12 protein-coding genes and 4 pseudogenes are annotated in these 21218 nt (G+C 59.1%); 5 read left to right on the forward strand and 11 right to left on the reverse strand.

All coding sequences use genetic code 11. From position 1 onward, the window contains the following. Positions 1–182: 182 nt before the first annotated feature. From HGP14_RS33880 to HGP14_RS33890, 3 genes are all read right to left on the reverse strand, one after another. Positions 183–946, reverse strand: a protein-coding gene (locus HGP14_RS33880) for an IS5 family transposase (protein ID WP_168834169.1) whose coding sequence is annotated in 2 segments (ribosomal slippage) — positions 183–631 and positions 631–946 — 765 coding nt in all. Because the reading frame shifts where the segments join, the coding sequence is not laid out codon by codon here. A 59-nt stretch (positions 947–1005) separates the two neighbouring features. Then, positions 1006–2196: a PLP-dependent aspartate aminotransferase family protein gene (locus HGP14_RS33885; protein ID WP_168834170.1), complete on the reverse strand. Its 1191-nt coding sequence runs from the start codon at positions 2194–2196 to the stop codon at positions 1006–1008. Positions 2197–2277: 81 nt separating this feature from the next. Beyond that, entirely contained in the window at positions 2278–2982 is a 705-nt protein-coding gene (locus HGP14_RS33890) for a hypothetical protein (RefSeq protein ID WP_168834171.1), read from the reverse strand. Between the two features lie 229 nt (positions 2983–3211). On the opposite strand from HGP14_RS33890, the gene HGP14_RS33895 reads away from it, so the two are divergent. The 4 genes and pseudogenes from HGP14_RS33895 (at position 3212) to HGP14_RS33910 (ending at position 6165) form a co-directional block, all read left to right on the forward strand. Beyond that, positions 3212–4201 carry a zinc-dependent alcohol dehydrogenase family protein gene (locus tag HGP14_RS33895; protein ID WP_168834172.1) on the forward strand — a complete coding sequence of 330 codons (990 nt, stop codon included), beginning with the start codon at positions 3212–3214 and terminating at the stop codon, positions 4199–4201. Positions 4202–4255: 54 nt separating this feature from the next. After that, positions 4256–4564: pseudogene (locus HGP14_RS36595) on the forward strand (tautomerase family protein). 31 nt (positions 4565–4595) lie between these two features. Further along, positions 4596–4975, forward strand: a pseudogene (locus HGP14_RS33905) (DUF983 domain-containing protein). A 209-nt stretch (positions 4976–5184) separates the two neighbouring features. Then, positions 5185–6165, forward strand: a complete 981-nt coding sequence (locus HGP14_RS33910) for a dienelactone hydrolase family protein (protein WP_168834173.1) — start codon at positions 5185–5187, stop codon at positions 6163–6165. A gap of 569 nt (positions 6166–6734) precedes the next feature. On the opposite strand, the gene HGP14_RS33915 is transcribed toward HGP14_RS33910, so the two are convergent. The 7 genes and pseudogenes from HGP14_RS33915 to HGP14_RS36075 form a co-directional block, all read right to left on the reverse strand. Next, a complete protein-coding gene (locus HGP14_RS33915) occupies positions 6735–8477 on the reverse strand; it encodes an adenylate/guanylate cyclase domain-containing protein (protein WP_168834174.1) in 1743 nt (580 codons plus the stop codon). A gap of 643 nt (positions 8478–9120) precedes the next feature. Then, positions 9121–9426, reverse strand: a complete 306-nt coding sequence (locus HGP14_RS33920) for a hypothetical protein (protein WP_168834175.1) — start codon at positions 9424–9426, stop codon at positions 9121–9123. A gap of 258 nt (positions 9427–9684) precedes the next feature. Further along, complete coding sequence (locus tag HGP14_RS33925; protein WP_168834176.1) at positions 9685–12945, reverse strand: AAA family ATPase; 3261 nt, start codon at positions 12943–12945, stop codon at positions 9685–9687. Positions 12946–13073: 128 nt separating this feature from the next. Further along, positions 13074–14897, reverse strand: coding sequence for a hypothetical protein (locus HGP14_RS33930; RefSeq protein ID WP_168834177.1), 1824 nt, complete (start codon positions 14895–14897; stop codon positions 13074–13076). Between the two features lies 1 nt (position 14898). Further along, entirely contained in the window at positions 14899–15570 is a 672-nt protein-coding gene (locus HGP14_RS33935) for a nuclear transport factor 2 family protein (protein WP_246704748.1), read from the reverse strand. Positions 15571–15578: 8 nt separating this feature from the next. Further along, a complete protein-coding gene (locus tag HGP14_RS33940; RefSeq protein ID WP_205927454.1) occupies positions 15579–18209 on the reverse strand; it encodes a S8 family serine peptidase in 2631 nt (876 codons plus the stop codon). A gap of 871 nt (positions 18210–19080) precedes the next feature. Then, positions 19081–19284: pseudogene (locus HGP14_RS36075) on the reverse strand (dihydrodipicolinate synthase family protein); the annotation flags it as partial. Between the two features lie 326 nt (positions 19285–19610). Between HGP14_RS36075 and HGP14_RS33950 the strand changes: the two are divergent. Further along, entirely contained in the window at positions 19611–19997 is a 387-nt protein-coding gene (locus HGP14_RS33950) for an EAL domain-containing protein (RefSeq protein WP_168834178.1), read from the forward strand. Between the two features lie 958 nt (positions 19998–20955). Here the strand turns inward: HGP14_RS33950 and HGP14_RS35335 are convergent. Beyond that, positions 20956–21218: pseudogene (locus HGP14_RS35335) on the reverse strand (hypothetical protein); the annotation flags it as partial.

Below are 21218 nucleotides of genomic sequence, written 5' to 3' on the forward strand. Positions count from 1 at the left end.
ACCATCAGGATTTGATCCGCTGGTCTATCCAGGAAGTCCGGCGCATCGCCATCAGACTCGCTCAGCGTCGCATAAACCCCGCCTACGTCATCGCATGGTCATGCTGGAGGCGCGCCCATCAGGCGGCCGCTCGACGAGCTCATCTCAAAACTAAAATGCAACTGTAATGCTAGGGCATAGACTCATAACGACCTGATCCAGATGCGCGTTGCAGCCAGCTTGATGGCGGCGAGAAAGTTGCGCGGGTCTTTGTCGTATCTGGTTGCGATGCCGCGGAACTGTTTGAGTTTGTTGAAGAAGCGTTCGATCAGATTGCGTTGGCGATAGACCCATGCGCTGAAAGGAAAGCTGGCCTTGCGGTTCCGTTTTGCCGGAATGTTGGCCCAAGCCCGTTTTTCTTTGGCCAAGTCTCGCAAGGCATTGGTGTCGTAGGCGCGGTCAGCAAGGAGGATCGCGCCTTCGCGCATGTCCTGCAGCATCGGTTCTGCCATCCTGATATCGTGGGCTTGCCCCGCTGTCAGATCAAGGCTGATCGGTCTGCCGTCGGCGTCGACGACCGCGTGGATTTTCGTCGTCAGGCCGCCGCGGGAACGTCCCATGCAGCCATCGTCTCGATCCCCCTTTTTCCCGTGGCCGCATGCTGATGAACGCGGACACAGGAACTGTCGATCATGACAATGTCGCCGTCGAAGGCCTTTGCGATCTCGCGCAAGACATGATCCCAAACACCCGCTTTTCTCCATCGCACGAAGCGGTTGTAGCACGTGGTGTAAGGCCCATATCGCTCCGGTACGTCCGCCCAAGGCGAGCCTGTGCGGAACCGCCACAAAATGCCGTTGATCACCCGCCGGTCATGGACCCGAGGTACGCCGCGACTCTTGTTCGGCAATAACGGCTGAATAATCGCCCATTCGAAATCTGTCAGGTCGAAACGACGCCGGGTCACGCAAGGCCTCCAAATCAAGGCCTCATTGAATCATCATCCGCTCGCTTATAAAACCCCGTTTATGAGTTTGCGGCCTTGCCACGTGCGCGGGACGTAATTTCCGCTAGGAGCGCGTCGACGTCTTCCAGAAGGTCGCCCTGGTCTTCCAAACCGACACTCATCCGCAAGATCAGATCGTCTCCCGGCCAGCTGGTCGCAGATCGGTGCGCTTTGACCGGCATCGGCGCGACGAGGCTCCTGGTGCCGCCCCATGACGCTCCGATTGCAAAAGTCTTCAGGACGTCCAGCGATGGCGGAACATGGCCCGCTACTCCAGGTGCGAAAACCACACCGAAAACCGCAGACGCACCAAGGAAGTCGCGCCTCCAGATCGGATTTCCGGGATCGGATGGCAAAGCTGGATGTAACACGCGGTGAACGATTTCCGACTCTTGAAGTCTTCCGATCAGAGACATCGCCACTTCGCAAGCGTGCCGCATCCGGACGCCCAGGGTCTCCATGCCTCTCAACACCATCGAGGCGTCGTCCGGCGAAACAGAGATACCCAATCGTCCGAGCGTGGACCGGATCGGAGCGACGAGCTGCTCGTCGCGAACGGTCAGCGATCCCAACAACAGGTCCGAGTGGCCTGAGATGTATTTGGTCAGGCCTTCGGTGACGATGTCGGCTCCGAGGGTGAGAGGCTTGTAGTTCAGCGGCGTCGCCCACGTATTGTCGCAACCGACCAGTGCGCCGTGGCGATGCGCTATGTCGGCGATCTTCGGCAGGTCCTGCACTTCCATTGTCGTGGAACCTGGAGACTCGCACCAGACGATTTTCGTTCGATCATTGATCCTGGTGCCGAGGTCGGCGAGATCGACAGGATCGTAGTAGCTCACTTCCACGCCGAAACGTGCGAGGTCCGTATTGGCGAAGTCGCGCATCGGCGGATAGGCGGAGTCGGTTATCAAGATGCCATCCCCAGCCTTGAGAAACGGCAGGACCGCGATCGTATTGGCGGCTTGCCCCGAGGGCACGAGAAAGGTTCTCGCACCTTGTTCCAGCGCCGTCAGCTTGGTCTCGAGGGTTCGCGTGGTCGGTGTGCCGTAGAGGCCGTAACTGTATCCCTCCGGACCGCGATTTCCGCGGTTCGCATAGTCCTCGGCGTTGTCGAATACGATTGTCGACGCCCGATGGACGCCGACGGCCAGCGCCTTGAAGCCTTCCGCGTTGACTTCAGGTGTCACGACACAGCGGGTGAGGTCTTTCATCGGTACTTCCTTCTTCGCCAGGCAGGCTCAGCTGCGGTCATCGGCCTCATACACAAGCGCGTCCGGTCGGGAAACGCCGAGCTACGAAAAAACGAGATTGCTGATCTCGATCGATATCAGTTCGCGCGCCGTGTCGGGCGTTAGGTCGGGACGTCGCGGATATCCGGTAAGTGTCGTCGGCATCCTCAAGCCGTGCACATCGACGTATTCCGTGACAAGCTCGGATACCGTAATGCCCGAGCCTCCATCGACGTGATAGTCGTGCCGCCGCAGGAGGAAATCGGAGTCGAAGAAGTAATCCTGCACACGAGCAGGCGTGGAAAGTTCGGGAGGGAATTCCGCCCTCAGGACGCGCCATTGACGACCTGCTTCGTTCCATGGGACGAGTTCGCTTATTTCCACCCCTCCAGTCGCCAGCATGAAGGGCGAGGTAAGCAGCGATCGCACGGTGGAGCACGTCATCAGGACGCCCGTCAGGGAGGCAAGGGGTGGCTTGAACTGCAGGTGCACGAGGCGGACATCTTCGAGGCTTGTAACCGCCGTGCCGTCCTTTCGAACAACGGACAGTCGGTTGCGGTCGAGGTCGCTTAGGCAGTCAATGCACCCAAGCGGTTCGACGGTGACCCTGTTCCGGTGAATGATGACCGTTACTCGCTGGGATGTCCCGAGCGGACCGTCCTGGCAGAACGGACCTCTTATACTCGCCGTGGCATTCGCAGCTCGACACCTGTTCCAGTTCGTCATGCCTCCATGCGCGGCGATGACCTTGTCGAGCAGTCTGTTCACTTTCCGCCCCCATTACCGCAGCCGCTCAGCTTGAGCGATGATGCCGTCCGAAGAGGGTACTCTTTTCCAGCGCGGCGGAAATAATATGTTCCATTAGTGCGCGAGGCGCAGGCGCAGATTGCAACCTTGCGCGTAAGCAGGGTCTCCTCCCTCTAAATATATATATGATTTCCAGTCTCCTGAACTTGGCGCACTGTCCCGGAACACAATCCTCTCAGGAGACAGAATTATGCCGACGATGAAAGCCGCGGTCGTAGAGGCCGCCAACGGGCCCTTCAGGATAACCGACATCCCGCACCCGAAACCGGGAGGCGGCCAGGTTCTTGTCCGTGTGAAGGCAAGCGGCGTCAATCCCCTCGACACGAAAATCCGGGCCGGAGCTGCGGCTCATGCGAAGCAGGGCTTTCCCGCCATACTGGGGATCGACTTGGCGGGTGTCGTGGCTGAAGTGGGAGAGGGCGTCACACGCTTCTCGCCGGGTGACGAAGTTTACGGAATGACCGGCGGCGTCGGCGGTAACCAGGGGTCTCTCGCCGAATACGCTTCGGTCGACGAACGCCTGCTGGCGGTAAAGCCGTCAAATCTGACGATGCGCGACGCGGCCGCGCTTCCCTTGATTTTCATAACCGCATGGGAAGGTCTCGTTGACCGTGTCAACCTCCAGGCAGGTCAAAGCCTCCTCGTGCTCGGTGCTGGTGGCGGCGTTGGACACATCGCCGTTCAGATCGGCGTGGCTCTCGGGGCGAAGGTGTTCGCGGTCGATTCAGCGCCCAAGGCTGAATACCTCCGCGGTCTCGGCGCGACTCCGATTGACTATGCGGTAGATGACGTCGAAAGCTATGTAGCGAAGCATTCCGGCGGAAAAGGTTTCGATGTGGTCTACGACACAGTCGGCGGACCGGGACTGGACACCGCTTTCAAAGCCGTTGGCCGGTTCGGTCACGTCGTGAGCTGTCTTGGCTGGGGAACCCACGCCCTGGCTCCGCTGTCATTCAAGTCCGCAACCTACTCCGGCGTATTCACATTGATCCCCCTTCTGACAGGCGAGGGACGCGAGCATCACGGCGAGATCATGCGCGAGGCGACGAAGCTGGTGGAAGCGGGGAAGGTGTCGCCGAGGCTCGATCCAAGAAGATTTACCTTAGACACTGCCGCCAGCGCTCATGAACTGCTGGAGACCCGAAAAGCCAACGGTAAGCTCGTCATCGAGGTTCATTGACGGGCCGCGAAGGTCTGATTTTTGTCAACGGCTTCAACCCTAGAGGAGATACTCATGCCTTTCGTGAACATCGAACTCGTAGACGGTGTCTTCACCAGCACCCAGAAACATGCTCCGGCCAAGGCTATCACAGACGTGATGGTAAAGTTCGAAGGCTTCGAGGCTTTTAGGTCGGTAACGTGGGTTTGATCGAGGAACTGCATATGGACGGCTGGCAACATAGGCGGCGAACCCTTTTTCGGTCCGCCCTCGCTGATGGCAATGCTCGGCAGATCGAAGGCCGTTTACGAGATGATCGACGGGAACCCGACGTCTCGTGACGAGTTCGCTTCGGCATTGCCGCCTAAATCGGAAGCGGTTTGAGAAACGTCGCTGCATGGATAAAGGTCCGAAGATGACTAGCCAGTACAACGAGACCGCGTTCCCCGCTCACGGGGATCAAAGGGCTCTGCCCGCGTTGTCAGCGCGCCATTCAATCGCCTGCTGTCGCTGGCTCCGGCTTGTGAGGTTTGTGGCCTAGACTATTCCTTCGCGGACCCCGCTGACGGACCAGCGTTTTTTGCGATGAGCATCGTCGCCGTGCCTGCGCTCGCATTTGCTCTTTGGCTCCAGTTCACATTCGACACTCCGCTTTGGGCAAATCTCGTGGCGACGGTGCCGCTGACCCTATTGGCATGCATTGTGTTGCTGAGACCACTGAAAGGCTGGCTGGTTTGCTCCCAGTATTTCCACAAAGCAGAGGAAGGGAAGATCGACAAGGATTGGCGAGAGTAGGACGCGTAGAGGCTGCTTTCGTTGCGTCGATATGCGAGGAGCGATCTACCGCCAGGAGGTCATAGTTCCTTCGCGGTGACATCAAAGCTCACTTTGAACCGCTGTCATTGGCCCATGGCGACGCCCGCTTTTCTAACATGGTACGAGGGAGAACGGTATGGTTTGGCGGCGTAACGTGTTAAGTTAACCATCGTGAGCGGGGTGCTTACATGGGACGATTTCATACCTTCGCCGCCCATCTTGTTGTCGTGGGCCTCTCCCTGTCGGCGGCGGCCGGGGGACAAACCCGGCCAAAATTTCCTCCCGATGAGACGTTGAACGTACCGTCGCTCACCTTGACGGACGAGCAGTTCCTGCGGGGCGACACTGCGAACGGCGTTGCTGTTACGCTCACGGGCGTGCTTCGGTTTCCCGGTTGGAACGAGCATCTTCCGGCTGTCATTCTACTCCACGGCTCCGGTGAAGCGACAAGTGTCACGAGTTCCCGATGGAGCGCGCTTCTCAACGGAATGGGAATTGCGACATTCCGCCTCGACAGCTTCGGCGGCCGAGGCATAGAGGAGGTTGAAACAGATCAGTCGCGGCTGAGCTTCCTCGCACAGTTCTACGACACCTATCGCGCCGTCGACGTGCTCGCCGGTCACCCGCGTATTGATCCGTCCCGCATCGCCGTGATGGGCTTCTCGCGTGGTGCCTCCGCTGCGCTCTACACAAGCATGCGGCGCTTTCAAACGCTTTATGGGTCGACAAAGGCGCCTATCGCCGCGCATGTGTCGTTCTATCCTGCCTGCAACATTCAGTTCATCGGCGAACTCGACGTCGCTGACGCACCGATCCGCGAATTCCATGGCGCGGCGGACGACACGACCCTGGCTACGACTTGCCGCGACTACATTGCGCGCCTCGCCGCCACGGGAAAAGACGCTGTGATGACCGAATATCCCGGAGCGCACCACGGATTTGATAATCGTGATGCACGACCGGGTTTGGTTGAAAACGCACAAACTTCGCGCAACTGTCAGCGCCGCGAAGAAGACGGCAAGATACTGAACGTCGAGACTGGCAAGCCCTTCAGCTACGATGATGCTTGTGTGGCACTCGGTTCGACCGTGGGTTACGACAAAGTCGCGGCTGAGGCGGCACAAGCAGCCGTCAAGAGGTTTCTAGCTGAAGTATTTCACCTCAACTGATCCGGTATCCGGGGTCAAGCATTTGAAGGGCGGTCGGCGTTTCTCGCAGACTCGCTGCCTAACCACTTGTGTGAGCCTTGAGCTGCGGATTTAGGCGTCCGGCGCGAAGCGCGGGCATGTTTCAAAGATGGCTTGAGATCGGGCTTTTGGGAGGTCGGGCCGGAGGCTCCGGCCGTGCGCTGGGGCGCTTTTTGGCATTGCCTCGTGCTGCTGCCGCGCGGTCACCGTTTTTTTGCCGCCAGTTCCACATGCTGTAGGCTCTGAGGAACACCGCCTTCTTCACGGGCGAGCCCAGACCGCACTTGGCTGCAAAGCGCCAATAGAAGACGTTCGCATCGAGTCGATGAGTGACCGCTTCGGGGCCGAAAGCGGTCGGTCGGCTTCCGGGGCTCGGATTGTTGGAAGCAGACCCTAAAGCCCTCTGCGTGCGTCGACATGACCTGACCCGTTGCCGTCATTCAGTTGCACGGAATCGATGGTCCGGTAGCGCAGGCTGCAGTCTCAAATTTGAACCGCCTGAACGAGGCGGCTGCTTGAAGAGGAGCCAGTCCACTGGCCGGAGACTTACCCTATTCTGGCAGCCCTGCCATGCGATAGCCCTCCTCGAAGTACCGCCGCAAGTCTTCGTCGCGGAAAGGCTGTGAGGCGGACCAATGCCGGATCGTGAAATTTGGATTGCTGATCATGAACATCTCGGCTTCCTGGCGTGCCTCCTCTAGACGGCCCAATTGCGCCAAGCTCGCCGCAAGAATGCGACGCGAAGTGGTGCGGTAGGTTTCGGGCCTGCGTAACGTATGCACTGCCGACTCGTGATCTCGAAGCGCATGCTGGGCCTGCCCCAAGACCCAGTAATACCAGCCGGGTGGGTGCGGATTGAGCCGAAGTGCCTTGAGCACGTATTCGATGGCTTCTGCCGGATGGCCCTTCAGCGTAGTCAGATCTGCGCGTATCGCCCATGCGTCAGCATAGTTCGGATCGAGGTTGAAGGTGGCGTCGAACTCAGCATCCGATTCCGCCCATCGACGTTCATATCCCAGGATGATTCCCAGTACCCAGCGATTGCCGGCGTCGTTCGGGTCGAGCGTTACGGCCCGTTGCGCTTCCGCCATGGCCCTTGCCCGGGTGGGGTCCACCGGCTTGTCCCACAACTCCCAACACAACCACAGATTAAGCGCCAACAAGCGATGCGCTTCAGCGTATTCGGGATCTAGTGCGATCGCGCGCTCCAGCAGGAAAATCGCTTCCCGCGCGTCCAGTGCCGTTCGCTGGCTCAGAGGCCGCGCACGTACACAGAGCTCGTAAGCTTCCAGGTTCGTCGGTCTGTTGCGCACGGGCGTGGCCGTCAGCCTGCCGACCAACGCTTCGACTATCTTGCCCGTCACCTCATCCTGCACGGCGAAGATGTCCTCCAAGCCACGGTCGAACCGTTCGGCCCAAAGGTGGTCCCCTCCAATCGCATCGATCAACTGGGCATTGATACGCACCCGCCCCGCAGCCCGCCGAGCGCTGCCCTCGAGAAGATAGCGCACACCAAGATCGCGTGCGACACGGCGCACGTCCACAGGCTTGCCTTTGTAGGTGAAGGTCGAGTTCCGGGCGATGACGAACAATCCGGCGGTCCTCGAGAGGTCCGTGATCAGATCTTCGGTCAGGCCGTCAACAAATGACTCTTGCTCGGGATCGTTGCTCATGTTGGTGAACGGAAGGACGGCAATCGAAGGCGTGGTGGGCAGCGGCCTGGCCACCTTCTCCACTGGCCCGTAATTCTCCTGCGTTGTCGACGATGACGACCAGACTCGATAGACAAGCACGGGCTCGGTGATGTTCTTCATGGTTTGCGGACCAAGTTCATCGAAGACGAAGTCGAGCTTGCGCTTGACCTGATCGTAGACGCTTCCAGCAACACAGATTTCTCCCGGCGCGGCAATGCTCTGCAGCCGGGCGGCCACGTTAACGCCGTCGCCATACAGATCGCCTCCATCGACGACGACATCACCCAGATTGATGCCGACCCGGAGAATGACTTTGCGATCCTCTGGCAGACCGTTGTTGGCCTCCGCCATCCCGTTTTGCAGCTCGACCGCGCACACGACCGCGTTGACGGCGCTTCCGAACTCGACCAGCACGCCGTCGCCCATCACCTTGACGATGCGTCCATGATGGCGCGTCACGAGTGGCGTCAGGACGGTCCGTCGCCGGTCTCTCAGTGCTGCAAGTGTGCCTGCCTCATGCTGTTCAATAAGTCGGCTGTAGCCGACCACATCGGCGGCCATGATGGCGGCAAGGCGGCGTTGGGCGCATTCCTCGGCCATTTCGCGCGATTGCCTTTCACAGAACGCAGTCGTTGGATTGTATGACGCCCATTTCAAAAGTCTATCAGGCAAGAGTCTGAAACTGGATCGCAATCCGCCGGCGTGTTGTTCGGTTTGAAGGATCCGTATGGGAATCGAACCGCGAACTTCGCTCAGCTCAGCGCAACGTCAAGAGTTGGCGCGACTGCGACCTACAGCGTGTTCGCCGACGATGTCTGCTTTCAAGCAATGGCGGCTACGAACTCAATGGCCGACGTGAGGGCGCCAAGCGGTCATTCGCGCCGACCTGCCGAATGGCAGCTTTGGGCCGATTGCGGTCATTGGACCGCGTCAGCATTGCGCCCTCAATCCCGGCCAAAACTTGCATCCTAGCCGCCTCCCAGAAGCGGACATCGCGGTGGATCGGCGAGGCGGAAGGTTTGCGCTGAATGCAGCATCGTCGGAACTGGTATCGCAGTCCCAAATGCTCCGAGCATCGCAATAGGGTACCCGGTCGTTCACATAGAGCTCGTCATGCGCGGAAGACATATCGGCCGCAACGCCCTTCCGGTCTTCGGCGCCTCGGAGTTGGTGACTCCGACCGTCCTCAACTGGATTTTGCCACCCGCCTCGTATCGAATCTTCGCAGTGGCGGCGCGAGTTCTCAAATCCCTGACCCGTCGGGCTCCTGGGCGTCGTCTCCTTCCCAAGGGGAGGGCATCGAGGTGCGATTGAGATTGGCTGAGGGCATCGGCATCCAGCATTTGATTTCCGGCTCGGCATATTCGATGATCCGGCCTGGCGAGGAATCAGAGGCGCGCCAGCCTTCCGCACCGAACTGATCGCCATTTGACCAATACGCGAGGTCAACTTCTGCTGGCCCCTGTTCGGATGGGCGGATCGTGACGAGGATCCGACTGCCGTCTTTCGGAGCGCTTGCCATCTGGCGCCAGCGGTCTGGCTCATCCATCGTTTTCCTCCCGCCTTGCTGTAGGTTGCGAGTGTCTCCTCGATACCGAAAACGGTCAACTCGAACTTTGGACAACCCGTCCTCTATCGGATCCACTGGTTGACGACCTCGGCCCGGACGAGGACGGGCAGCGAGTAGTTTTTTCCGGAGGATCTCGGCTGGGGTTATGCCACCGCCCTCGATCTCGGCCGCAAAGATTAGGCTTTCGCGAGTGTTCATACGGGCAACAGCTATGGAAGCCGGCAACGCGGCGGGATATCATCCCCTTGGGCTGCGCTTGAGCTTTGTGATGACCGGTTCGAACTGATTGTCGATTTCTCGCTGGCGCCCAAGCGAAGTCAAAAGTGAGGCAAAACTCTGGGTTGCCTTAATTTCCCAGGCTTTCGCACCTTGCTCTCGCGCAAGATCCATTGCTTCCCGGAAAGAAGCCTCTGCATCTACTGGGTCGCTCGCGCGCTGCAGCTGGACTTCGCCACGAAGCCGCGTGAGTTCTGCGGCAAAATAATACTCACCCGTGCTTCTGGCGTGTTCCAGCCCTTGTTCAATCGCCGTGACGGCCTTTCCGAGATCGCCTGATTGAATATAGGCACTCGCAAGCAGCCCCAAGTAGCAAGACTTATCGATCTTCTGCTCTCCAAGCCCGTCGCATACGGTCTGCATGCTCTGCAATCCAGCGGGATCATGATTGTCAGTGCCCATCGCCCAACCTTTGAAGAAATTTCCCATATTTTCCCAAAGCTTGAGGCCATGCTCATGCGCCAGCGGAACGAGCTCCTCAGTCGCGTGCTTCAGTTTGGCAGTGTTGTTCTGCAGGGCAAACAATATACAGCCGTTACCGAGGCACGCAGACAGCCTGTATTCCCATCGCTCAACCCGGGCCGCGGCTTGCTTGCGCGTTACGGCTTCCGCCTTACTGTAGTGCTCGAAGGCCTGCCGTGGGTGACCAAGAATGTGCATCGTCCAAGATAGATAGAGATAAGCCATGCTCGGGAAATCGCTGCCGACCAACTCGGCCTGTGCCTCATGGCCGAGCGACCGTTCAAGATAGCGGCGGGCGCCCCTGAAGTTGCCGCCGCAAAAGACGCTCATGCCTTTGAACTGCAGGCCGAGAACGCGCGCTCTGATGTTGTCGCTTTTTTTGCCAATCTCGATCAGCTGGTCGCTAGCCCATTCGGCATCGTTGAAACGAGCCGAGTTGAAGGCAGTGCCGAATACGCCGTCCAAAGCGCTGATCAGTGCCTCCGAGTCGCCAAGCTCCTGGCTGAGACGCATGGCGTTGCGATACGCTGTACTACCCTCGCGCGTCACATATCCGAAGGTCGCGTACAGGACATCCCCCCGCTTAAGTTCGAAGCGCAGGGCCTTTTCGCTACGCGCCCGGGAAACCGGCAACCGTTCGAGACAAGCCAGGCCCATCGCGAACATGTTGGCTGCCTCGACCTTGGCCCAAGTCTTTGCAACGTTACGTCCGGCAGCGAGCCAGCAGTCGGCCGCCCGCCCAAACATGCCGGCCTCGGCAAAATGCTGGGCAAGCAGCTCAGGATGTTCTGCCGCATTCTTCGGGTCCAGACTCTCGATGGCTTGCGCCACCTTTCCATGCAGTTCCTGCCGGCGCTCACGCACCAGCGTGCTGCGAGCCGCCTCCTGCAGCAGGGCGTGCGTGAATGCATACGAAGAGCTTTTTGCGGAGAGCTGCGGTGCAACGAGCCCTGCCTCGGTCAGTCCCACAATCGCCAAGCCGAGAGCCCTCGTCGAAAGGCCGCAGAGATGGGCCAACAGCTTGAGATCGAACTCGCGGCCAATGACCGCGGCAATCTGCGAAATCACCTTGCCCGGTCCCAGCTTGTCCAGGCGCGACAGCATGGACAGTTGCAAGACCCTGGGAACGCGAACGTCAGTTTTGGGGGCCTCCTGCTCCCGATGATCGAGAGGCAGACCGGTCTCCATTGCAGCGCGCGTAAGTTCCTCGACATAAAGCGGTACGCCTTCAGCCGTGTTCAGGACGCGTGCGCGGGCCTCCTCCGAAAGGTTTGCGCCCGCTGCAACGTCATGAACCAGCGTCTGGGATTCGCCGCGGCTCAGTCGTGTCAGCTCCATTTCGAATACGTGCCTGACTTTTACGTCCGTCCCCGCGGTCTTTCTGCGACTGGTGACCAATATCAACATCGGATGCGAGGATGCTTCGTTGACAAGCGCGTCCAGGACGTCGCGGGATGACGGATCGATCCACTGCTCATCCTCGAACGTGGCGAGAACAGGATTGAGTTGAGCGAGATGGTGCATCCAGTCCACCAGAACCCGGCGCGAAATGGTCTGTTGGCGTCGGGAGCTCAACTCCACAGGCGGAGAACCTGGCTGGGGAACGAACAACTGCGGAATCGACAACAGCCTCGCGAATATCGGCAGCGATACATCTTTTGGAATCCCGCTCGTTGCCAGAACAGCCTCGAGACGGCGCCGCGTGATGTCTAGCGGGTCCCCGTCATGGATGCCCGCGTGGCGTTTCAGAAGATTGAGAAACGGGTAGAAGGCACTGTTGGAAAAAGTCGCCGAACACTGAAGCGCCAAATGCGTGCATTGCGGGATCCGCTGCTGGAGCTCGAAAGCGAGGCGAGATTTTCCGATGCCTGGTTCTCCGGATAGAATAACGACCCGGCCGCGACGTTCCGCGATCACCTTGTCCCAATGTCTGACGAGGCTGCGCAGCTGCGTGCTACGGCCGACAAACTTGAACAATCTGGCCTTCTTGGCAAACCGGCTTTCGAGGACTCGAGGCCGTTCAACACGCCAGACTCGGAGTTCGGGCAATCCCTTCAGCGAATGCAGCCCCATATCGGTGAATTCGAACGCGCCGGCTGTCGCATTGTAAGTGTGCTGATCCGTCAGGATGGTTTGAGGGAGCGCGAGGGCTTGCAGCCTTTGAGCCAGACTCGGAAGGGGGCCAAAAGGGACAGGCGGTACGCCAACCCGCGCGTCGAGAAGCTTTCCCACGACTGCAAGGCCGCTTGCAATTCCGATACGCACTTGGACAGGCGGACCACCAGGGACATCGATGCTTGGGGCGATTTGTACGATGTCCAACGCCGCCTGTATTGCACGGTCGGCGTCATCCTCTTCAGTGGCCGGATGTCCAAACAGTGCCAGGAGAGCGTCGCCACTGTAATTTACAATCCCTCCATCACGCATTCTCACTATGTTGGTGCAACGCTGGAGATAGCTCTCGGTCAATTGCCTGAAATCTTCCGGTTCCAGGCGAACAGCATACTCCGTGGAGTTTACGAGGTCACAAAACAGAACGGTTATCTGCCGCCGCTCGGGACGATCCTGAGCCGGACCTGCTTCGTTCAGCAATTTGATGGAGGCCAGTATTTTCCTGCGCGGACCGAGCGGGATTTGCATTTCCTGCAAGTCCTTATCCGAGAGAAGGCGCAGAGATTCGAAGTCTATCTGAAAGAGAGCGAAGGTACGTACAAACTGCTGAAGCCCCAAGCCGCCGAGCCATTTCGCAACGTCGTCCATCGTTAGCTCCCAATCGGCAGCCTGTAGCTCTCATCGAGCGGCCAGTGTCGCACAGTAAGCTCAGCAACGATGTGACTGGCCCAAGCGGCTGTCAACCCAATAGGAGCGGACGAATGTCAACGTTGCGCTCACCCGCAAGTCACGTCGGCATAAAGCAGATGGTCTGTCGACCCATAAACGATATTGCTCTGATCAAAGCAGAACCGCTTGGGAACAATTCGCAGGAGATAACGCTGACCGCACATTGCCGGCAAATACAGTTCAAACAACCGAGGTGATCTGGATGGAGCAGGCTCGGTCCACCGCGTGTGGCCCGCATAGGAAACATTTTGGATTAGCTTCGTCGTAGGGGACATGGCGGGCCCATGCCTGGTAGCGGTAAAACCCGCGCCCATAGCGTCGTCCATGCTCGGGTAGCCGGCTCCGGGAACGCCGGCGGATGTCGCGATCGTCTCTTGGCGTACCGCCACATCGAATCGCACGTCATCGCGCTCGGGGACCCCGCCGTAGTCGTTGATATACTTCCAACTGACACGAAGCGTGCGATTGGCACCGATCACGTCAGGCGGTGCTGGCAAGACTTCGATGCCTGCGCCGGCGACCCCGGTGCCGTCTTTCTCCGGAGGGGGACAGGGCGTGTAGAGGGGGCGATAGCCGCACTCCGCGCCGCCGGCATCCCAAAGGCAGGTGCTTAACTTCTTCCAGTCCGAGCCATCTATCTCGGGAGCCATGGTGGAGAGTACGTTGCCATCCCCAGGAACCATCCAAGGGTGAATCTTGCCGTCACCTTTGCGGCGTGCCCAGTCAGTCCTGTGTCGATCGATCCGCTGGAGTGTCTTTTTCTCGTCCCGGAGAACGAGTGTCTGTCCCCACCCGGGATCGGCTATGAATGGTTGCAGCCCAACGGCATCGGCAGCCAGGCGCCTGCCTGTCAGCTGTGTCGTCAACGTGTGGCAGTTCGTGCAATTCCCAGTCGGATCCCGCACCGTTCTGGCACCTTCGATGTCCCCCTCGTATTTGCTGGTGTATCCGGAGCCGATGATGCGGAAGGGAGCGCCTTCGAGACGGGATCTTTCGGGCAAATAGTCACCGAGACCAAATGCAGTGGCACGAGCATCGCTGCCTCCGAGCAAATACCCTACCCTTGACTGTCCCACGTGCGGATCGATGACGTAGGGACTTTTGTTGTCGTGGCACGAATGGCACCGGATCTGGAATGTCGGGTCATATACCGCCGCCGCCGCCGCCCGCCCGGTGGCATCCGTATAGGAGTGGCCGCCCGGCGGAGCAAAGGGCCTCAACCAGTCGAACCCTTCACGATCCTTACGCCCGTCAAAGAATACGATCTCGCCGGAGCTCTTGTTAAAGCCGATCGTGCCGAGGAGCGCAAAGCGCGGATCGGAACTTCGCCAATAGGGATCGCTTGCGACCTCCTGGCTGCTGTTCGACTTGCGGCAGAAGAACAGCCATTCCACATTGCCGCGAACAACACGATGCAAGCGCGAGTTCAGCCCGCAATAGGCGACCGTGCCGGCCAGCGAAGGCTTGTCGCATTTTGGGATGCTCGTAGTCCATTTGACCACGTTGCCGGAGACGTCCCGATGCTGAAACTCGATGGGGCGGCCGGGTTTTTCCGGATTGGGAACCAGATCGACAATATTGCCGTCAACTTCGAGCGGAAAGATTCTCGCATCCGGGCTCCCACAGTCTGCTTCGGGAATCGGCCCGAAGACAGCGCGAGCCTCATCGCCAAACCGCGTAACGGCGTCGGTGCTTTGGGAAGCCGGCTCCCAGAATATTTCGCCGTTCCAGCGCTGCAAGGCATCGGCGAAGGTCTCGTCCGAGATCGCGCCGGGGCGCTCGGATCCACCGGAATTGCCTGCCAGACCCGCAAAGGCGAGCGCCGCGATGACCGCCGAGCCGGCGGCAAGCGTTCTGAGCAAGTGCCGCAACTCACCGTCCCATGGGCTCGAATTCCGGTGTGTCGGCGTAGACAATTAGCTTGCTAAACCTCCAGGTCCCGGCGCCATCCCTTTCGAGGGTGCCTCTTACATCGGCCGTATAGTCGGGCTCAGGCAATACTCGATCGCCGTCGCTTCGTTGAATCGTGACCATCATCGTCGTCTTCGATTCGAGAAAGGCTTGACTTTTGTCGAGGCCACGCAGAAGCGTATTGGCAAGAACGTGTCGGGGTTGGAAGACATCTTCTGTCTGGTCGAATTCTTGCTTAATCTTCATTTTTATTTCTTCATTCGATGCTGCGACGTAGATTCGAATGTTTCCCTCGCCGGTGCAAACCTCGTAGCTTCCGGTTACAGTAAACAGAGCTGCGAACCGGTCGGCATCACGCTGATCGAGAGCCCAGGCGTAGCGGCTAAACAGATCGTTGATCTTTTGCCGGTCATCAGGCGGCACAGTGACGCCACCCCACTGAGTTTCAATAGCGGCGTCGATTGCAGGCTCCGGCTGCTTCTTTGTGCATTCAGCGGCAAATGCCGACGGGCAGGGAGCCAGCAGGATTCCAGCGGCAACGGCCAGTGCCGCCGGAAACGACCGGTCAACAAAGAAAAATTCCTTACGGTCTTTCATAATATCCCCCTTGCTCAACAGTTGCAGAAAACGCATGTCGATATTCAGTCGGGCCGAAAGCGCAGGCTCAAGCCGCCGATGAGCGTTGTCTTCTCGCCTTCCAGCTCTTCCTGCGACAGAGTCACGACGCCTCTACCGGATGCGTTGCTGATCCTCAGGCTGACAGGAACCTGCTCTAAAGGTTTGAGCTCGAATGGCTTTCCGACCCCGAGAGAATCGATTGAAACGTCCCAATCGGCCGGCGCCGTCACGCGAAGGTCAGTTCGTATCCGCCTATCGAAAGGATTGCGGACAAGGAGCCGTTCGACGAAAGAGTGCACCATTGGCAGATTTACATAATTGCGGTGAGTAACGTTATTGTCGTTAGGCGTGATCCCGTCGACGAAGAAGCTCGCCTTGGAAGCCTGCGAGATCTGATCCTGGGAGGAATCCACCATCGCGAGCAGACAGAAGTGGTTCGATAAAGCCGAATCAACTGCGGGCGCCGGAAAGTCGAACTGAACGATGCGGGCGGCATCGCCGCTCGTCATCGCGACCGAGGCGCCCGAATAGGCGAGATTTGCGAGTGGGCACGTCGTAGCGCTTGAGCCGGCACAGTTGAGCGGATGCCATTGTGACGTATCGATGGAGTCGGCCGGAAACTGCGTCCAAAAGTCAACGGGCAGTGGCGGCAGCGCCGTGCCGAACTGAGCCCAGTGCAGCTTGACTGTTGCCGTTGCCGCCTCTTCTGGGCCACGGTTACGAATGCGAACGTAGACCCGGTTGACGTCGCCGCTCACTGCGCTGGGCGTCTCATCGGTAAAGTTTTCGAACGTCGCGGCGGTCGGCGCCGTTTGATAGGGTGGCGCGTCCACCTTGATGTCCATGCTCTCCCAATGGCCGATCGTCCCGCGCGGGACTTCGAACAGCGTATTGCTCGGCTGCTCGGTGTTGCCCCAGTCCAGGCGGTTGTCGCGCAGAAAGAGGTCGACGCCGGCCCGGCCGCCCTGAGCGGCAGAAGCCACCACACGCACGGCCTCGAACGCGTTGAGGCGCCCCCAACCATGGCTAGGTGGGCCAGAGGACGGCGCGCTGCGCCCGTTGCCCGGAGAATACGCGCCGACTGAATCCTCGATTTTGTCCGCCGTGTCCTGCAGCAGGTGCTGAACCTCCAGCCGAGTGAGACCTGGGCGCGCGGCGAGTACTAGGCCCGCCACCCCTGCGGTCAAAGGTGTCGACGACGAAGTGCCGATGAAGCAGCGAGTGTAGTCGAGCGCGTCGGCCGGGGGCGGAACCAGCTCAGGGCAGGGGGCAAGGATGTCATTGGTGTTGTATCCTGCAGCTCCCAACATGTCGGTTGAGGTGATCCACAACGTTCCTCTGCCCGAAGAGATGGTTGACAGCCAGGCTGTCGGGGCCAAGAGATCCAGGCATGCTCCGAAGGGGGCAAGATCGTCGACCAAATCGCGGTTGGTCGAACGCCCTACCGCGATCACGCTGTCCAGCGACGGAAGGCGGGAGGAGCCGCAATCGTCGACGTGCGAGTTGCGCGTGGCTAGCAACACGACGCTGCCCAGTCCCCCGCGGCCCGACGTTGCCGCACTGTTCAGAGCATTTTCGAGCGCCGGAGCCGCAGGATAGCTCCAACTGTTCGATATGACTGCGGCACCGTGGTTCTCAGCATAGCCGATTGCCGCGGCGACTGTCGAAGCCGCGGATGACGCGCCGATGCGGAGCAGCATCAGGCTGCATTGAGGGCAGCTGCCCGTGACACCGGTCGAATTGTTGCCTCTTGCTGCAGCGACGCCGGCTACGGCCGTGCCATGCCTGCTGCCGCTGGCTATATCGGGCCCCGAGGGATCGTTGTCATTCTGGACGAAATCCCAGCCGCTTACCACATTGGGCTGCAAGTCGGGATGCGTCATCTCGAAGCCGAAGTCGATAATCGCAATCGTTGTAGCGGCCGCACCTTGCTCCATATCCCACGCCAGCGACGTGTCGATGTCTGCATCCTCCTCACCCATGCCCTGCGCGGTGTTGCGATGATGCCATTGGTGCCCGAACAGCGGGTCGTTCGGCACGAATTCGCGTGGCTCGACGACGGTGATGAAGTCGGGATGCGCAAACTCAACGAGATCGGTCATTGATTGAAACCGGGCGCTAATCTGCAAAGCGTCGGCCTTCGAGGTGTCGTCGACCCGCAAGACAAACTGGTTCGCGAAATAGATACTCGCCTCTACGATCGACACCGAATTTTCGGCGAACAGATCCCGTATCCGCTCGCCCGACAGCTCCGGCCTGAATTGAACGATGAGGTCGTCGGTGATAATGAGCGGGTTGTCGATGCCAGATACTGTCCCGACAATCCCGGCTTGCGCTATCAGCTCGCCGCCCTCCCGCTTCAGGGTGCGTGGAAGCTGAACCAGTTCAGCCCGCTCCTGCCTGCGGCCGATATCGAGGATGTACAGTCCTCCCGGCAATTGGTCCGCGATTTTGTACCCACGGCTGTCCGCGAACTCCCTGACCTTCTCGAATGTAGCCTCTTCGCGGGCGAGAACGCCCATCCGGCTGGAATTAATCGAGAGCGGAACCTTTTCGCCCTGCAATTCCAGAAAGTCCGCTGGCTCCTCGCCTGCGGCATATCCGTTTAACAGGAATATGGCTATCATCGTGGCAAAAACAGTACGGATCCGCATGGATTTGTCTCCGCGCGACGCTACGATGGATTGGAAAGGACGCCTCCGCGCCATAACACTCGGAGGCGTCAACGAAGCCGCTGCCACCCGCTCGGTTCATGCACCAAGTATAGCCTCGTTTCAAGGGAGCGAAAATAGCCCCGACGTATTATGTATGCTTCATGTTTTAATAGCCAGAGATTTATTCGCTAACATATTACAATATTCCTGTTCATGTACTTAACCGCGGACGCTGAATCGGAAGATTAATCTTTGACTTCTTTGGTTACGTGCTTTTCGTGCGTAGTATCGATCTTAGAAGGTGGCTTTTTGATCGGACTGAGGCGGGTAGGATAACCCGGGGAGTTAGCGTTGCACCTTGCTCGTGACATCGCCGGGGAAAGCTCGTCGACATCCCCCTGCAGATGTTTGGCCCGGCACCCCGTGGAGAATCGCCGAAGGTTGGGGAAGACCAGCATTTAGAGCTTCGCTCCCACTAGGCCTCCGAAGGAAAACCCGACAATGTCCCGCGGATTTGACGCGTAGGCGGCGTTCTCGCCACCGTGAGTCGACACTGGGCGCAGGAGATCAGTAGGGCAGGCCAAACGGTTCCGGTTGGACATGTGCTTCCACTCGGGCAGAAAATGTCGATCAGAAGGGGCCGATGCCATCCTATCAGGCGCACGGGTAGTCTAGGCTCTGCAAGGTGCGTCGCTCGCGAGCCGGATAGGGCGACGAAGAGGCGGGCCGGCGGCTCCGGTGCTGGGAAATCGAAGCGATCTCAGCTTTATCGATTGTCGGTATGATCGCTCTCGCTCAGTTGGTATCCGCGGACCAATCCACCTCCTCAAGGTCCCCATCAATCGTGACTCACCGAGATGTGTGGCAAGCCGACGCGGTTGAGCATGATCAGCGGGCCCGGCTGGCATGCGCCAATCACAAACGGCGTCGAGGATGCGCTGCAGCGCTCGGCCAGCAACGCTTGTATGCTGTCGAACTCCTCCTCGGTTTGATTGTGGAATTCGCCGGCGGTCCCATTCGAACAACTGCCATCGATTCTGGCGTCGAAAAGGACATCGATCTCCTTGCCGATCCGCCACGCAGCGCATGCGGAGCTTCCATCGCGGTCGCAAGACCGATCCTCCTCGCCGCGACAGCGGCGGGAGCGAAATTGGACATTCGCTTATACGAGCACCCGGCGTCTTGGCGAATGAACCTTTGACGGTATCGTCGTCATCGAAGCAATGATGACGCCGCCGGCGCGCTGATCATGAGCCAAGCTCAACAATATCGATCGCAAGCTTGTCTTGCCGGAGTCCTCGTCACCGTTGCCACCCACCGGTTCAGCAGGCTGAAGCAATTGCTGGAAGCCCGAGAACGCTCACGCGGCCTGACCTGCGGCCTCCACCGGATGCCTAAAGTGTGTCCGCAATAATCAGCGCGGAGGATGCGCAATGCAGCGTCTCGCAGAAAGATGTCGGCTACTCGTCGATGACCAACCTAAGACGCTATCCCTTCCACAAAGTGAAGATAGACCGTAGCTATGTAGCCGCTCTTGAAGAGGATCCGGTTGCCGAGGTTATCATCGACTGCGCAATGGCACTTGGGAAAAGCCTTGAACTGGCCGTCGTTATCGAAGGTATTGAGACTGAAAAACAGCGCGCGCGGATGGCCGTTAAGGCTCCGGATCAGTTGCAGGGTTTCCTCTTCGGGCGCCCGGATCGGGAGGGCGGAAGGCTCTCGGGCTCGCATGAGGCAAGCCGGGGCGAGCGAGGTGTGTCGCCAAAACCCGCGTTTACAATTCGTTGATCATGATCTGCTAAGTTCATTGTCTCGATGCGGTTCTCCTCCCTCCGCTGTCGATCAGAAAAACTGGGGCCGCGAGACATTGTCTCCGGCCCTTTTTCATGCCGGGTCCGACGATGAGCAAGACGCAAGCTCCTGCCTGTCGACACTGCTCCCGTTTTGTCATTTCGTCGGAGAACGCTGGGGAACAATCCAAGGTGCCGATCTGCCCGAACTATCCGAACAGATTTACATTCGCTACTTGGCCGCCCATTCGCTCCGCAATTGCCCCATCATGGCTTTATCCCATCGCTCAGTCCCAACTTTCACCGATGAGCGGCGTGTTCCTTCGCGCGAGCAACCCAGGCGCATGTAAGTCTTGATGGCCGGCTCATTCCAGGAGAAGACGTTTAGCTCCACACGTTCAATCTGCGGATGGGCGCGCCTCGCACTCTCCACTCGCCCCGACCGTGCGCTGGGGCGCTTTTTTGGCTTTGCCTCGTGCTGGTGCCGCGCGGTCACCGTTTTTTGCCGCCAGTTCCACATGCTGTAGGCTCTGAGGAACACTATAGCATGGGAAACAAGGGCTCCCCTTCTCCACGGGGCGAGCCCAGACCGCACTCGACTGGAATGCGCCATGTGTGGGCGGCTCCGGGTTGGCAAGAGGTTTTTGACTTTTTTGCACGCTGCTGGTCGGAGCTGCCATGTGTCCGGCCTTTGAATGCGGCGCAGAACAAGGCCGCTGGCCATAATGCTCCGCGGATTGGCTCCCGGTCAAAAGCCCGCGCTCGAAGCGCCTGGCGCAATTTGGGTTGTCCCTTTCCTTGGGCCGACTGGCATGGGTGCGTTATAAGTCTCCTGCTCTTTGGCGCTATCGTGTTTATGGAACCTCGGGCACCCGTGTCGGCGCAGTTCTAGCAGGAGTCGACATCTTCCGCGGCAGCCCGCATCGCCCATTCCGCCGCCGGCGGCACGTGGCTAATCAACGATCGAACCGCGCCAGCATTCGTCTCAACTGCGCATTTTGCAGCTTGAGCTTCTCTGTTAGCTGGAAGCGCAGTTGACGAATGTCATCGTCAAGCTCTTGGTCATTGTTCAAATTGCTGTGCGGTAATATAGGAGGTGTTCGAATGTCGTTGCGAGAGACAAGCTGAGCTTGCTTTCGAGCCCGACGAGCGGGCTTCTTCCTAAGGGCTTGTGTTTGCTTCTGCGGTTTAAGCCCTGCGGCTGTAGACGCAATAACCG

Origin of the sequence: Rhizobium sp. P32RR-XVIII (genome assembly GCF_012641395.1) — a bacterium.
Taxonomy (GTDB): domain Bacteria; phylum Pseudomonadota; class Alphaproteobacteria; order Rhizobiales; family Rhizobiaceae; genus Rhizobium.